Source organism: Roseomonas rosulenta (assembly GCF_016106005.1).
Taxonomy (GTDB): Bacteria; Pseudomonadota; Alphaproteobacteria; order Acetobacterales; family Acetobacteraceae; genus Neoroseomonas; species Neoroseomonas rosulenta.
Map to the genome: position 1 here is coordinate 1 of NZ_JACADR010000098.1, position 15,159 is coordinate 15,159.

10 protein-coding genes and 1 pseudogene are annotated in these 15,159 nt (G+C 70.7%); 7 read left to right on the plus strand and 4 right to left on the minus strand.

The genetic code is table 11. The annotated features are described in order from the left end of the window. Positions 1–99: 99 nt before the first annotated feature. The 3 genes and pseudogenes from HW578_RS13340 to HW578_RS13350 form a co-directional block, all read right to left on the minus strand. Positions 100–1,692 (minus strand): GMC family oxidoreductase, encoded by a 1,593-nt coding sequence (locus HW578_RS13340; protein WP_198371038.1) that lies wholly within the window; start codon positions 1,690–1,692, stop codon positions 100–102. 115 nt (positions 1,693–1,807) lie between these two features. Further along, positions 1,808–2,158 (minus strand): annotated as a pseudogene (locus tag HW578_RS28435) (acyl-CoA thioesterase); the annotation flags it as partial. Positions 2,159–2,175: 17 nt separating this feature from the next. Then, a complete protein-coding gene (locus HW578_RS13350; protein WP_198371039.1) occupies positions 2,176–2,934 on the minus strand; it encodes an HpcH/HpaI aldolase family protein in 759 nt (252 codons plus the stop codon). Between the two features lie 113 nt (positions 2,935–3,047). On the opposite strand from HW578_RS13350, the gene HW578_RS13355 reads away from it, so the two are divergent. From HW578_RS13355 to HW578_RS13385, 7 genes are all read left to right on the plus strand, one after another. After that, complete coding sequence (locus tag HW578_RS13355; protein WP_198371040.1) at positions 3,048–3,896, plus strand: dimethylarginine dimethylaminohydrolase family protein; 849 nt, start codon at positions 3,048–3,050, stop codon at positions 3,894–3,896. Between the two features lie 5 nt (positions 3,897–3,901). Continuing rightward, positions 3,902–5,287 carry an FAD-binding oxidoreductase gene (locus tag HW578_RS13360; RefSeq protein ID WP_198371041.1) on the plus strand — a complete coding sequence of 462 codons (1,386 nt, stop codon included), beginning with the start codon at positions 3,902–3,904 and terminating at the stop codon, positions 5,285–5,287. A 4-nt stretch (positions 5,288–5,291) separates the two neighbouring features. Beyond that, entirely contained in the window at positions 5,292–6,473 is a 1,182-nt protein-coding gene (locus HW578_RS13365) for an MFS transporter (RefSeq protein ID WP_232478939.1), read from the plus strand. 54 nt (positions 6,474–6,527) lie between these two features. Then, a complete protein-coding gene (locus HW578_RS13370) occupies positions 6,528–7,361 on the plus strand; it encodes a universal stress protein (RefSeq protein WP_198371042.1) in 834 nt (277 codons plus the stop codon). 119 nt (positions 7,362–7,480) lie between these two features. Then, on the plus strand, positions 7,481–8,665 hold the full coding sequence (locus HW578_RS13375; RefSeq protein ID WP_232478940.1) for an efflux RND transporter periplasmic adaptor subunit: 1,185 nt from the start codon (positions 7,481–7,483) through the stop codon (positions 8,663–8,665). A 6-nt stretch (positions 8,666–8,671) separates the two neighbouring features. Next, positions 8,672–11,806 carry an efflux RND transporter permease subunit gene (locus tag HW578_RS13380; RefSeq protein WP_198371043.1) on the plus strand — a complete coding sequence of 1,045 codons (3,135 nt, stop codon included), beginning with the start codon at positions 8,672–8,674 and terminating at the stop codon, positions 11,804–11,806. 67 nt (positions 11,807–11,873) lie between these two features. Next, positions 11,874–14,207 (plus strand): xanthine dehydrogenase family protein molybdopterin-binding subunit, encoded by a 2,334-nt coding sequence (locus HW578_RS13385; protein ID WP_198371044.1) that lies wholly within the window; start codon positions 11,874–11,876, stop codon positions 14,205–14,207. Between the two features lie 63 nt (positions 14,208–14,270). Here HW578_RS13385 and HW578_RS13390 read toward each other — a convergent pair whose 3' ends face one another. Beyond that, positions 14,271–14,945: a hypothetical protein gene (locus HW578_RS13390; protein WP_198371045.1), complete on the minus strand. Its 675-nt coding sequence runs from the start codon at positions 14,943–14,945 to the stop codon at positions 14,271–14,273. Positions 14,946–15,159: the final 214 nt, after the last annotated feature.

Below are 15,159 nucleotides of genomic sequence, written 5' to 3' on the forward strand. Positions count from 1 at the left end.
CCCGAGGCCGCCGCCCTGGTGCGCGAGGCCGCGGCGGTGCGCGACCTGGCGGCGGTGACGGTGGCGGTGCGGGCGCTGGCGCGGGTGGCGTAGCGCGCGCTACGCGGCCGCGTCCTCGCGGATCATCGCCGCACCCTTCTCGCCGATCATGATGGTCGGCGCATTGGTATTGCCGGTGGTGAGCGTGGGCATCACCGAGGCGTCGATCACGCGCAGCCCCGCAAAGCCCTTCACGCGCAGGCGGCTGTCGACCACCGCGTCCGGGCCCTCGCCCATGCGACAGGTTCCGACGGGGTGGTAGATCGTGGTGCCGTATTGCCGGTTGAAGGCGAGCAGCTCGTCGTCGGAGGCCACGCCCGGGCCGGGCAGGATCTCCTGCACGCTGAAGGGCGCGATGGCCGGCTGCGCGAAGATGTCGCGCACCATGCGGATGCCGGCGGCGAGAAGGGCCTGGTCGGATCGCGCCGAGAGGTAGTTCGGGCGGATCGCGGGCTTCTCGAAGGGGTCGGCCGAGCGCGCCATCACCGTGCCGCGGCTGTCCGGCTTCACCGGGCAGATCGCGCAGGTCATGCCCGGCTCCTTCTCCAGCACGCCGAACTGGCCGAGCGCGTAGGAGGCGGGCGTGAACAGCAATTGCAGGTCGGGGCTGGCGAGGCCTTCGCGCGACCGCGCGAAGACCTGCGCGGTGGTGACGCCGAAGGTCAGCGCGCCAGTGCCGCGCAGGAAGAACCGCGCGACCTCGCCGACCAGCCGGATGCCGCGCGCGAGCTGGTTGGTGCTGAGGCTGTCCCGCACGCGGTGCTGCACGCGGGAGACGTAGTGGTCCTGGAGGTTGGCGCCGACCGCGGGCATGTCGGCCAGGACCTCTATGCCGAGCGACCGCAGATGCTCGGCGGGGCCGATGCCCGAGACCTGCAGCACATGCGGGGAATTCACCGCGCCGCCGGAGAGGATCACCTCCCGCGCCGCGGTGATGCGGCGGATCTCGCCGCCCTGGCGGAATTCGGCGCCGGTGCAGCGGCGGCCGTCGAACAGCAGGCGGGCGACCTGGGCCTCGGTCTCGACGCGCACGCGCCCGCCCGCCGCACGCAGGTAGGTGCGCGCGGTCGATCCGCGCCAGCGGCCCACGCGCGTCATCTGCGAATAGCCGACCCCTTCCTGCTCCGCGCCGTTTAGGTCGGCGCGGAAGGGGTGGCCGGCCTGCTGCGCGGCCTCGATGAAGCGGTGGGTCAGCGGCAGGATGGTGCGGTAGTCCTCGACCTGGAGCGGGCCGCTGGTGCCGCGGATCGCGGGGTCGCCGCCGTTGCGGTAGGTCTCGGACTGCCGGAAGAAGGGCAGCACGTCGGCCCACGACCAGCCGCGGCAGCCCATCTGCGCCCAGATGTCGAAATCCGCCGGATTGCCGCGGACATAGAGCATGCCGTTGATGGACGATGTCCCGCCCAGCGTGCGCCCGCGCGGCCAGCGGATCTCGCGCCCGTTCACCGCCTGGTGGGGTTCGGCTACGTAGCCCCAGTTCATCAGCGACTGGTTCTGCAACAGCTTGAGCATCCCGGCCGGGATATGGATCCAGGGATGGCGATCCTTCGGCCCCGCTTCGAGCAGCGTGACGCGTGCGCCGGTCTCCGACAGGCGCGCGGCGACGACGCAGCCCGCGGAACCGGCGCCGATGACGAGGTAGTCCGTGTCCATGGCGGGCCTCAGGGCGGGGGGGGGAGAAGTCCTGCCGCTCGAAGCCAGCGAGCAGGTCGCGCAGCCGGTCGGGGATGGGCACCGGGCGGCGCGTGGATTGGTCCGTCAGCACCCAGACGATCTCGCCGGTGGCGTGCAGCGTATCGGCGCCCTCTGCGAAGACCGCGGGCTGGAAGGCGATGGAGGTGCGGCCGATGCGCGTGCAGCGCGCCCCAATTTCGAGCCGTGCCGCGCGGCCGATCGCGACCTTGTATTCGACCAGGCCGCGGACGACGTGGAAATCGGCACCGCTGGCCTTCACTTCCGCCTGGTAGTCCCAGCCGGCGGCGCGGACGTAGTCCGACACCGCCTCGTCGTACCAGGTCAGGTAATGGGCGTTGAAGACGATGCCCTGGGTGTCGAGTTCGACGTAGCGGACGCGATGCGGATGGAAGAAGCGGAAATCGGCGCGGCCAGGAGGGGTCATGCCCGCGCCGGTCCGTCTCAGCCGCGCGCGGCCTTCACCGCCGCGGTCGCGGCCTGGACCATCAACCCGACCTCGTTGGCGATGGTGACCAGCTTGAAGCCCTTCTTGATCATGCGGTTGGCATAGGCAGGCGAGCCGTTGTGCAGCCCGGCGGCGATGCCGCGCTTGCCCGTCTCGGCCAGCAGCTTGTCGTAGATGCCCAGGATGAAGGGGTCTTCGACATCGAGCTTGGGTTCGAGACCATAGGAGAAGGACAGGTCGGACGGACCGACATATATGCCGTCGATGCCCGGCACATCCAGGATCTTCTCGATATTCTCGATCGCGGTCTTGGTCTCGATCATCGGGATGACCAGGATCTCGTCGTTCGCGGTCTTCTGATAGCCGCCGCTGCTGCCGTAGGCGCCGGCGCGGATCGGTCCGTTGGAGCGTGTGCCGGCGGGCGGGTACTTGCAGTACTGCACCAGGGCGCGGGCTTCTTCCTCGGTGTTCACCATCGGGCAGATCACGCCGTAGGCGCCGGCGTCCAGCACCTTGCCGACGATGCCGGGCTCGTTCCACGGCACGCGCACCATCGGCACGGCGGCGGAGGGCTGGATGCCCTGGAAGCAGGCCACGCAGGAGAGGTAGTCCTGCACGCCGTGCTGCATGTCCACGGTCACGCTGTCCCAGCCGCACCTGGAATACATCTCGGCGGAGAAGGCGTTCGGGATGGCGAGCCACCCGTTCACCACGGCCCGGCCGGCCTTCCACGCTTCCTTGACCGCATTCGCCATGGCGCCGCTTCCTCTCCGTTGCTTGGCTGCTATGGCAGGACGCTAGGACGGGGTCCGGGGCGCGTCAAACGCGCGGCTGGACGGGCCGCCATGCGCGCGGCAGGGTGCGCCGCATGGCCGACTGGACCGTCTCCTCCGAGACCGGCGTGCTGACCGATGTGCTGGTCTGCCCGCCGGACCACTATCGCTGGATCCCCACCAACAGCATCGTGCGACGCACGCTGGCCGGCGCGCAGCAGCCCTCGGCGCTGGCCTTGGCGGCGCAGCATGGCGAACTGGTGGCTGCGCTGCGCCAGGGTGGCGCGCGCGTGCATGTGCTGCGCCCGGAACCGCACCTTCCCTACATGGTCTATACGCGCGATTCCGCGGTGGTGACGCCCTGGGGCGCGGTGCTGTGCCAGCTCGAACGCCCGCAGCGGCGCGGCGAGTATGCCGGCGTGATCGACTTCCACGGCGGCGCCTTCTGGCGGAAGTCGAGCGCGGGCACGCTGGAAGGCGGCGACATCCATATCCTGAAGCCCGGCGTGGCGGTGGTGGGCGCCTCGGGCGGGCGCACCGACCTTGCGGGGGCCGAGCAATTCGCCGGCTGGCTGCGCGCCGAGGGCTGGGAGGTGCGCATCGAGGTCTTCGACGAGCACTTCCTGCATCTCGACGTGCTGTTCTGCATGGCCGCACCCGGGCTCGCGGTGGCGTGCCTCGACGTGCTCGATCCGGACTTCGTCGCCTGGCTGGCCGGGCACGGCATGCGCTGCATCGGCGTGCCCTATCGCGATGCCATGGCGCTCGGATGCAATATCCTCGCGCTGGGGCGCGGGCGGGTGATCTCGGCACGCGGGTCGGCCCGGCTGAACGCGGCATTGCGCGCGGAGGGGCTGGAGGTGCTCGACCCCGATCTCTCGCTGTTCGCCGCCGGCGGCGGCGGCCCGCATTGCCTGACAGGACCCTTGCGGCGGGAGGAGTGACGACCATGACCACCACCCCGGCCGAGGCGGTGATCGCCGCCGTGCGGGCCTTCCTGGGCGATCGGCTCAGCGTGAACCGGACCGTGCGCGAACAGCATTCGCGTGGCGAGGACACCACCACGCCGACCCTGCCCGACGCCGTCGCCTTCGTGGAGACCACCGAGGAGGTCAGCCGCATCCTCGCGCTGTGTCACCAACATGGCGTGGCGGTGACGCCCTTCGGTGCGGGCACATCGCTGGAAGGGCATGTGAACCCGGTGCGCGCTGGCATCTCGCTCGACCTGTCGCGCATGAAGGCGGTGCTGGAGCTGAACGAGGAGGACATGGATGTCCTCATCGAGCCCGGCGTGACGCGGCAGGAACTGAACGCCTTCCTGCGCGACAAGGGGCTATTCTTCCCGGTCGATCCCGGCAGCCACGCCAGCATCGGCGGCATGTGCGCGACCCGCGCCTCGGGCACCAATGCGGTGCGCTACGGCACCATCCGCGAGAACGTGCTGGGCCTCGAGGTGGTGCTGGCCGATGGGCGCGTGATCGAGACCGGCGGGCGCACGCGCAAGGCATCGAACGGCTACGACCTGACCAGGCTGTTCATCGGTTCCGAGGGCACGCTCGGCGTCATCACGAAGATCCGGCTGCGGCTGCACGGCATCCCGGAGGCCATATCGGCCGCGGTGTGCCAGTTCCCCACACTGGCGGCGGCGGTCGAGACCGTCATCACCGTCATGCAGTCCGGCATCCCCGTGGCCCGCATCGAATTGCTGGATGAGGACCAGATGGAGGCCTGCATCCGCTACTCGAAGCTGGAAGGCTTCGCGCCGCTGACCACGCTGTTCCTGGAATTCCACGGCAGCGAGGCGTCGGTGCGCGAACAGGCGGAATCGGTCGAGGCGATCGCCGGCGACCTCGGCGCGCAAGGCTTCACCTGGGCGACCGATGCGGAGGCCCGCAACCGGCTGTGGCAGGCGCGGCACGATGCCTATTGGGCGGCGGTGGCCCTCAAGCCCGGGCATCGCGGCATCACCACCGATGTATGCGTGCCGATCTCCCGCCTGGCGGAGGCGGTGGTGCAGGCGAAGGAGACGGCGCTCGCCTCCGGCCTCACCTCCTGCATCGTCGGGCATGTGGGCGACGGCAATTTCCACTGCCTGATCCTGTTCCCCGAGGGCGACCAGGAGGGGCTGGAACGCGCCTGGGCGCTGGATCGCGCCATCGTGGCCCAGGGCCTGGCGCTGGGCGGGACCTGCTCGGGTGAGCACGGCATCGGCATGGGCAAGCGCGAGTTCCTCGAGCAGGAGCACGGGTCCGAGGCGCTGGCGGTGATGCGCGGGCTGAAACACAGCCTCGACCCGCGCGGCATCCTCAACCCCGGCAAGATGTTCAGGAACTGACGGGTTGGACCTGCTCGGCCTGTCGGTCCTGGCGCTGGCGCTCGGGCATGTCTTCTCCAACGCGGTGCGCACGGTGCCGGCCATGGCGGCGGATGTGCTGCAGCGCGACCTCGGACTGTCGGCGGAGGGGCTGGGCGCGCTGACCGGCGCCTTCCCGGCGGCCTTCGCGCTGGCGATGCTGCCGGTGGGAGTGGCGCTCGATCGCTATGGCGTGAAGCGCACGGCGATCGCGCTTCTGGCCGTGGCGGCGGTGGGTTCGCTGCTCGGCGCCGTCGCGACCGGGCCGTGGTCGATGCTTGGCGCGCAGGTCGTGCTGGGGGTGGGCTGCTCGGGCATGCTGATGTGCCCCATCACCTATGCCGCGAAGAACCTGCCGTCGCAGAAATTCGGCCTGTGGGGCGGGGTGATCCAGGCCTTCGGGAATACCGGGATGCTGCTGTCCGCCAGCCCGCTGGCGCTGCTGGTGGATCGGGCCGGCTGGCGCGCGGGCTATGCCGCCTGCGCGCTGTTGGCGCTGGGCGCGCTGGCGGCGGTGGCGGCGATCGTGCGCGACAGGCAGCCGCCGGTGCAGGCGCGGCGCAGCGTCGCGGAGGATGCGCGCGACGTCGTGACGCTCGCGCTGTCGCGCGAGATCCGCGGGCCGGTGGTTATCGCCTTCGCCTCCTTCGCCGCCGTGCTCGGCGTGCGCGGGCTGTGGGGCGGGCCATGGCTGATGGAGGTGAAGGGGCTGCCGCGCATCGAGGCCGGTCATGTGCTGCTCGCCTGCACCATCGCGCTGATCGTCGGACCCGCGGTGGCCGGGCTGCTGGAACGGCGCTTTCAGGCGCATCGGCGCGCCCTGCTGGTGGCCGGGCACCTCGGGGGTGCCACGATGATCGCGCTCATGGTGCTGGGCGGCGCGCTGGGCTGGGGCGTGGCCGCGGATGCCGTGCTGCTGGCGGGATTCGGGCTGCTGATCTCGCTGCAGGTGATCTGCTTCGCGCTGGTGCGCGCGGCGGTGCCGCCCGAACGCGTGGGGCGCGCGCTCTCAGCCATGAACATATCCTTCTTCGGCGGCGCCGCGGTGCTGCAGGCGGCCTCGGGCGCGGCGGCCGCGGCCGGCGGGATTGGCGCGGCGCTGCTGGTCTTCGCGGTGGCGTTGGTGGCCTGCACCCTGGCGTTCCTGCGGCTGCCAGGGCCGCGCTGATCTTCGCGCAAGGCGCGATCGCGTCTATCCTGGCGGGCAAGGAGAGACCCCCGCATGATCCGCAGCATCCTGGTCGCGCTGGACGATACCGAGGGGGCGCAGCGTGCCCGCGACCTGGCGATCGATGTCGCCCGGCGCAGCGGCGCGGCGCTGACCGCCGCCACCGTTCTCGACTGGCCGCATGTAAAGGACGTGAATGAGGCCGTGCCGCCCGGCGCCGCCGCATTCAAGGAGCGGCGCGATGCCGCGCGCGCGAAGCGCGCCGAGGAGGAGGCCGACGCCGCCTTCGCCGCCTGCACCGCGGCTGCCGGCGCCACCGCCTTCACCCGGCTGCGCCTGACCGATGCGCCCGAACCCGCGCTCTTGGCGGCCGGCGCCGCGCACGACCTGGTCGTCATCGGCCGCGATTCGACGCTCGGGCTCGAGGACTGCCCCGACGGCCTGGCGCCGGTGATCGAGGCCCTGCTGCATGACGGCGCGCGCCCGCTGCTGGTGGTGCCGCCCGGCGCGCCGGTCCAGGGCGGCGGCGTGCTGGTGGGCTATGACGGATCGATCCCGGCGATGCGCGCCATCCAGCTTTTCGCATTGCTCGGCCTGGCCGGCGATGTGCCGGTGCGGGTGATGTCCGTGATGCCGGACCGCGCCGAGGCCCAGGCGATGGCCGAACCCGCAGCGGGCTACCTGCGCGCCCATGGCTGTGCCGCGGAGGCGATCGGCACCCAGGGCAGCCACCCGGTCGATGCGCTGCTGGCCGAGGCGGTCGCCATGCCGGCGCGCATGCTGGTCATGGGCGCCTTCGAGAATTCCGGCCTGCGCACCCTGTTCACCGGTTCGGCCACGCGGCGCCTGCTGCGTGCCGCACCCTGCCCGGTTTTCGTGACGCATTGACGCGCGACCTCGCGCCGATGTGAGGGGCGCGATGCCATGCGTGAAGCGCATGCGTCATCGTAACGGTGCTTGACGCCGCATGTTGCGACGCGACATGAGCGGGGAATGAGACTGGACCAATGCTGATGCTGCGCCCTCTTGCCGGAGCCCTTGCGCTGCTGCTGGCCGGGAGCCTGCCTGCCGCCGCCCAGTTCGGCCCGCAGGGGCCGCCCGCGGTCGGCGTGCAGGTGGCCGAGCGGCGGCCCGTCACCGAGACCGCGGAATTCGTCGGCCGCGTCGAGGCGACCGACCGCGTGAATATCCGCGCCCGCGTCACCGGCTTCCTCCAGGAGCGCCTGTTCCGCGAGGGCGGCGACGTGCGCGAGGGCGAGGTGCTCTACCGGCTCGAACGCGCGCCCTTCGAGGCACAGGTCGAGCAGGCCGAGGCCAACCGCGCCGGCGCCAGCGCGACGCTCGAGAATACCCGCGTGGCGCTGGCCCGCGCGCGCGAGTTGCGGCAATCGGGCACCGGCACGCAGGTCGCGCTCGACAACGCCCAGGCGCTGGAGCGCACGGCCGCGGCCAATGTGCTGGCGGCCGAGGCGGCGGTGCGCGTGGCGCAGATCAACCTCGGCTACACCGAGATTATGGCGCCGATCGCCGGCCAGATCGGGCGCTCCAACCTCGCGGTGGGCAACGTGGTCGGCCCCGATGCCGGCACGCTCGCCACCATCGTCAGCCAGGACCCGATGCGCGTGGCCTTCGCGGTCAGCCAGCGCACCGCGCTCGACCTGCGCAACCGCTTCGAGGGGCGCGGCGGGCCGGCCGCGGTGCTGGTGCGCATCCGCACCACCGACGGGCGGCTCTATCCCGAGGCCGGGCGGATCGACTTCGTCGACAACCAGATCGACCGCAACACCGACACCGTGCTGGTGCGCGCGCTGATTGCCAACCCGATCCGCCAGGTGGGCGGCCAGGCCTCGACCGTCTCCCCGCGCGAGCTGGTGGACGGGCAGTTCGTCAGCGTGTCGGTCGAAGGTGCCGAGCCAGTCATGGCCATCACCCTGCCGCGCGCCGCGGTGCTGCAGGACCAGCAGGGCGCCTTCGTCTTCGTGGTGGGCGAGGGCAACGTGGCGCAGCGGCGCAACGTCACCCTCGGCCGATCCACCCCGGAGCGCGCGGTGATCGAGGGCGGGCTGCAGGGCGGCGAGACCGTGGTGGTGGAGGGTCTGCAGCGCGTGCGCCCGGGCCAGCCGGTCAACCCCGCGCCTGTCCAGGCGCCCGAGCCGCCGAGACCGGCGCCGCAGCCCCCGGGCCGGGGCTGAACGCGCGTGTTCTCCGCCGTCTTCGTCGATCGCCCGCGCTTCGCCATCGTCATCGCCATCGTCACGGCGCTGGCCGGGCTCCTGGCGATGCTGCGCATCCCGGTCTCCCAGCTGCCGGACATCGTGCCGCCGCAGGTCTCGGTCACCACGCGCTTCCCCGGTGCGTCGGCCACCGTGATCGAGCAGACGGTGGCGCAGGTGATCGAGGCCAGCGTGAACGGCGTGGACCGCATGATCTACATGCGGTCGAACAGCGCCAATGACGGGTCCTACAGCCTCAATGTCTCGTTCCAGCTCGGCACCAACCCGGACCTTGCCACCGTCAACGTGAACAATCGCGTGCAGGCCGCGCTCGCGCGCCTGCCGCAGGAGGTGCAGCGCCAGGGTGTGACCGTGCGCAAGCAGTCCTCCGCGGTGCTGCAGTTCATCTTCCTGTATTCCGAGAGCGGCGCGCATACGCCGCTGTTCCTGTCCAACTACGCCACCATCAACATCATCGACCGCCTGGCGCGCGTGCCGGGCGTGGGCCAGGTGAACCTGTTCGGCGCCATGGACTATTCCATGCGCATCTGGTTCGAGGTGGACCGGCTGATCAGCCTGAACCTCACGCCATCGGACGTGGTGGCGGCGATCCAGGCGCAGAATGTGCAGGCGCCGGTGGGCCGGCTCGGCGGGCGGCCGGTGCCCGACGACCAGCAGTTCCAGATCAACCTCGAGACCCGCGGGCGGCTGTCCACGCCCGAGGAATTCGGCGAGATCCTGATCCGCGCCAATCCCGACGGTTCTGTGCTGCGCGTGCGCGACGTGGCGCGGGTCGAGCTCGGCGCCGCCAGCATGGACACCGAGAGCCGCTTCGACGGCAAGCCGGCGGTGACCTTCGGCGTCTATCTCCAGCCTGGCGCCAATGCGGTGACGGCGGCCGAGAATGTCCGCCGCGCCCTGGCCGAGATGCGCACGCGCTACCCCGAGGGCGTCAACCACCGCGTCTTCTTCGACACCTCGGACTTCGTGAACGATACCATCCGGGAAGTCATCAAGACCCTGGTCGAGGCCTTCGTCCTGGTGGTCATCGTGGTGTTCCTGTTCCTGGGGAACATGCGCGCCACCATCATCCCGACGGTGGCGGTGCCGGTCAGCCTGATCGGCGCCTTCGTGATCCTGCTCGCACTCGGCTATTCAGCGAACACCATCTCGCTGCTGGCGATGGTTCTGGCGATCGGCATCGTGGTCGACGACGCGATCGTGGTGGTCGAGAACGTCGAGCGCGTGATGGAGGAGGAGCCCCACCTCACGCCCGCCGAGGCGACCAAGAAAGCGATGGCGCAGATCACTGCGCCGATCATCGCCATCACGCTGGTGCTGCTGTCGGTCTTCGTGCCGGTCGGCTTCATCCCGGGGCTGTCCGGCGAGTTGTTCCGCCAGTTTGCGGTCACCATCTCCGCGGCCATGGTGATCAGCGCGATCAATGCGCTGACGCTCTCGCCGGCTCTTTGCGCGGTGTTCCTACGCCCGCACAAGCATGCCGGGGGGCACCGGCCGGGCCTCATGGGGCGCTGGCTGCGCGGCATCGACTGGGTGCGCGACCGCTATGCCGGGGCGGTCACCCGCCTGGTGCGCGTCTCGCTGCTGTCGATCCTGCTGACAGGCGTGTTCTTCGTCAGCATCTGGCAGTTGTCGCTGCGCACGCCCTCGGGCTTCCTGCCGCAGGAGGACCAGGGCGCCTTCTTCGTGCAGGTGCAGCTGCCGCAGGGGGCCTCGGTCTCCCGCACGCGGGAGGCGGTGGTGCAGGTCGAGGAGATCCTGAAGGCGATCCCATCCGTGCAGGGCACGCTGGCGATCGTCGGCTTCTCGCTGATCGATGGCGGCGCGCAGTCGAATTCCGCCTTCCTGGTGGCGCGGCTCAAACCCTTTGCCGACCGCACCGATGCGGCGATGTCGGTGCAGGCGGCAATCGGGCGTGTCTTCGGCGCTGGCCAGGCGGTGCGCACGGCGAATGTCTTCGCCTTCAACCTGCCGCCGATCATCGGTCTCGGGACCGGCGGCGGCTTCGAGTACATCCTGCAGGACTACGAGGGACGACCCCCGGCGGAGCTGGGCGCGACCATGCTCGGGCTGATCGTGGCGGCGAACCAGGATCCGCGGCTGGCGGCGGTCTTCTCCACCTTCAACGCGACCAACCCGACGCTGTTCCTCGACCTCGACCGCGAGAAGGCGCAGGCGCTCGGCCTGCGCATCTCGGATGTTTTCACCGCGCTGCAGGCGACGCTGGGCGGCTTCTACGTCAACGACTTCAACCTGTTCGGCCGCACCTGGCAGGTCAACCTGCAGGCCGAGGCGGCCGACCGGCGCGACGTGGACAGCATCTGGCGAATCCATGTACGCAATGCGCGCGGGGAGATGGTGCCGCTGCGCGCCATCGCCGACGTGCAGACGCGCGTCGGGCCGCAGACCATCTTCCGCTACAACAACTACCGCGCCATCTCGATCAACGGGGCGCCGCGGCCGGGGGTGTCGTCGGGCGATGCGCTGGCGGCGATGGAATCGCTCTCGGCCCGCGTGCTGCCGCCGGGCTATGGCTATGAATGGACCGGCACCGCCTACCAGGAGAAGCTCGCCTCCGGGCAGACCGTCTTCATCCTCGCTCTGGCGGTGATGTTCGCCTACCTGTTCCTGGTCGCGCTGTACGAATCCTGGGTCATCCCGATCCCGGTGCTTCTGTCGGTCGCGGTGGGCGTGCTGTCCGCCTTCCTGGCGCTGCTGGTGGCGAACATGCCGCTGGATATCTATGCGCAGATCGGCCTGGTGGTGCTGATCGCGCTGGCCGCCAAGAACGGCATCCTCATCGTGGAATTCGCCAAGGAGAAGCGCGAGGAGGGGCTGTCGATCCGCGACGCCGCGATCATGGGCGCACGGCTGCGCTTCCGCGCGGTGATGATGACCTCGATCGCCTTCGTCCTGGGGCTGGTGCCGCTGGTCTTCGCCTCCGGCGCGGCCATGCTGTCGCGCCGCGCAGTCGGCACGGCGGTGTTCGGCGGGATGATCGGGGCCGCGGTGGTGGGCATCTTCGTCATCCCGATGCTCTACGTGGTGTTCCAGACGATGCGGGAGAAGACGAAGCAACTGGTCCGGCGCGGCGCCTGACCCCCCTTCCCATCGGCGCCCGGCATCGCAGATGATGCAGGGCAGCACACGAAGGGAGACCCAGGGCATGGCGAAGTTCGGACTCAGCCAATCCATCCGCCGCGTCGAGGATCCGCGCCTGCTCAAGGGCGCGGGCAGCTACACCGGCGACATGGCGGTTCCCGGCCAGGCGCAGGGCCATGTGCTGCGCAGCCCGCATGCGCATGCCCGCATCACCGGCATCGACACCGCGGCGGCGAAGGCCATGCCAGGCGTGCTCGGCATCTGGACCGGGGCGGACCTGGCGGCGGCGGGGCTCGGGCACATGCCCTGCCTGGCGCCGGTGAAGTCGGTGGACGGCACGCCGTGTTCCGACACGCCGCGGCGCGCCCTGGCCGAGGGCGTGGTGCGCCATGTCGGCGACCCCGTGGCCTTCGTGGTGGCCGAGACGATCGAGCAGGCCCGCGACGCCGCGGAGGCGATCGAGGTGGAGTACGACATCCTCCCCGCCGCCACCGACCTCGCCACCGCGACCCAGCCCGGCCAGCCCCAGATCTGGGCCAGCGCGCCGAGCAACACCTGCTTCGACTGGCATGTCGGCGATGCCGCCAAGGCCGATGCGCTGATCAAGGGTGCCGCGCATGTGACGCGCCTGCGCGTGGTGAACAACCGCGTGGTGGTGGCGTCGATGGAGGCGCGGGCCGCGCTTGCGGACTACGACGCGGCGCGCGGCCACTGGACGCTGTCCACCAACACCCAGGGCTCCTGGCTGGTGCGCAACATCCTGGCCAAGAACATCTTCAACGTGCCCACCGACAGCTTCCGCGTGGTGACGCCCGATGTCGGCGGCGGCTTCGGCATGAAGCTGTTCCTCTACCCCGAGCACGTGCTGACCTGCTTCGCCGCGCGCGAGCTGAAGCGCGCCGTGAAGTGGACCTCGGAGCGCACCGAGGCCTTCCAGTCCGACACGCATGGGCGCGACAACATCACCATCGGCGAGCTGGCGCTGGACGCGAACGGCAGGTTCCTTGCGCTGCGCACCAAGAACTGGGCCGGGATGGGCGCCTACCTCAACACCTTCGCGCCCTTCATCCCGACCGGGGCAGGCACCAAGGTGCTGGCCAGCGTCTACGACTTCCAGGCGATCCACGCGCAGGTGATCGGCGTGGTGACCAACACCGTGCCGGTCGATGCCTATCGTGGCGCCGGGCGGCCCGAGAGCAACTACCTGGTCGAACGCCTGATCGACACCGCCGCGCGCGAGATGGGCATCGACCGCATCGAGATCCGCCGGCGCAACATGGTGCCGTCCTCGGCCATGCCCTACGTCTCGGCCATGGGGCAGCGCTACGATTCCGGCGAATTCGCCACGCTGATGGACACCGCGCTGCAGAAGATCGACTGGGCCGGCTTCCCGGCGCGCCGGGCGGAGGCCGCGAAGCGCGGCAGGAAGCGCGGCATCGGCCTCGCCTACTACCTGGAAGCCACCGGCGGCTCGCCGACCGAGAACGCCGCCGTGAAGTTCGCCGATGACGGGTTCGTGGATGTCTATGTCGGGACGCAATCCACCGGCCAGGGCCACGAGACCGCCTATGCCATGATGACGAGCCACGAGCTCGGCATCCCGATCGAGAAGATCCGCATCCGCCAGGGCGATTCCGACAGCCTGCCCGATGGCGGGGGCACCGGCGGCGCGCGCAGCCTCTATTCCGAAGGCCAGGCGATCCTGGTGACCACCGCCTCCGTGGTCGAGAAGGGCAAGATCGCGGCCTCCGAGCATCTGGAAGCCTCGGTGGCGGACATCGAGTTCACGCCCGGCAAGGGTGAATTCGCCGTGGCCGGCACGGACCGCTCGGTCGGCATCCTGGACCTTGCGGCCGCGCAGCGCCGCCGCGCGGCGGCCGGCATCGAGGCGACGCTGCTCGACGCGCAGGAGACCGCCGAGATCAAGTCCCACACCTTCCCCAATGGCTGCCACGTGGCCGAGGTGGAGGTCGACCCCGAGACCGGCATCGTCACCATCCCGCGCTACATCGTGGTGGATGACGTGGGCCATGCGCTGAACCCGCTGATCGTGCGGGGCCAGGTGCATGGCGGCGTGACGCAGGGCATCGGCCAGGCGCTTCTCGAGCGCACGGCCTTCGATGGCGCGAGCGGCCAGCTCCTCAGCGCATCCTTCATGGATTACGCGCTGCCGCGTGCGGACGACCTGCCGCCGATCGATGTCGACCTGATCGAGGTGCCCTGCGAGACCAACCCGCTGGGCGTGAAGGGCGCGGGCGAGGCCGGCGCGGTCGGCTCGCCGCCGGCGGTGATCAATGCGCTGGTCGATGCGCTGGCCGATGCGGGCGTGGCGACCATCGACATGCCCGCCACGCCCGAGACGGTGTGGAAGGCGCTGGCGGCCGCGCGCGCCGCCTGAGCCCGCGCGCATGAAAAAGGGGCGGCTCCCTCGCGGGGGCCGCCCCTTCGCATGCCGGCTGCGCTACTGCAGCGGCACGGTGATGTTCGTCACCTCGCAGAGGTTCACGTTGCGGCGTTCCTGCGGCTGGCCGCTGTCGTAGACGAAGCGGATGTCGTACATGCAGGGGCCTTCCGGCAGGCGGATCGGATAGACCGCGCCCGGCGCGACCGTATCCGCGCCCAGGCGGTCCGGACCCCAGTTCTGGTCGGTGGCGAGCGAGGCGAAGACCTGCATCACCGTCGCGCGCCCCTGGTTCACCAGGTTGAAGGACGGGTTGCCGGTCGGCCCGGCGGCGGCCGGCGGCGGCCCAGGCGGGCGCTGCTGGCCCTGCGGCGGCTGCCCACCCTGCTGCGCCTGGCGGCCATCGAAGGTGAGGTCGGTCACGTTGCACAGGTTGATGTTGCGCCGTTCCTCGGCCGGGCCGCCCTGGCGGTCATAGACCACGCGCACGTCGTAGGTGCATTCGCCCTGCGGCAGGCGGATCACGAAGGACCGCCCGGCCGGCACGACGTTGGTGCCGAGCCGGTCCTGGCCCCAGTTGCTGTCCGAGGAGGGCGAGGCATAGGCCTCGTAGATCGTGCGGTTGCTGCGGTTCACCAGGTTGAAGGACGGGTCCCCGGTCTGGGCCTGCGCGGCGGTCCCGCCAAGGGCCATGAAGGCCAGGGCCGCGGCCGTGGCCAGGCGTCGCATGAGCATCGTGCGCTCCTCCTCGAATGTCGGGCCGGGCGCCCGTCTGTTTCGGCAGTGAGGCTAGCCGAGGCCGGGCCGCCGCGCCAACCGCCCGCAGCGGCGCGCTGCGAAGGGCTTCAGTCCGGTCCGCCCCCGGACGCTGCGCCCAGGGCCTCGGCGCGCGCGGCGATATGGCGCAGCGCGGCCTCGAGCGCGGCGCGCTCGCCGGCCGACAGGCCGT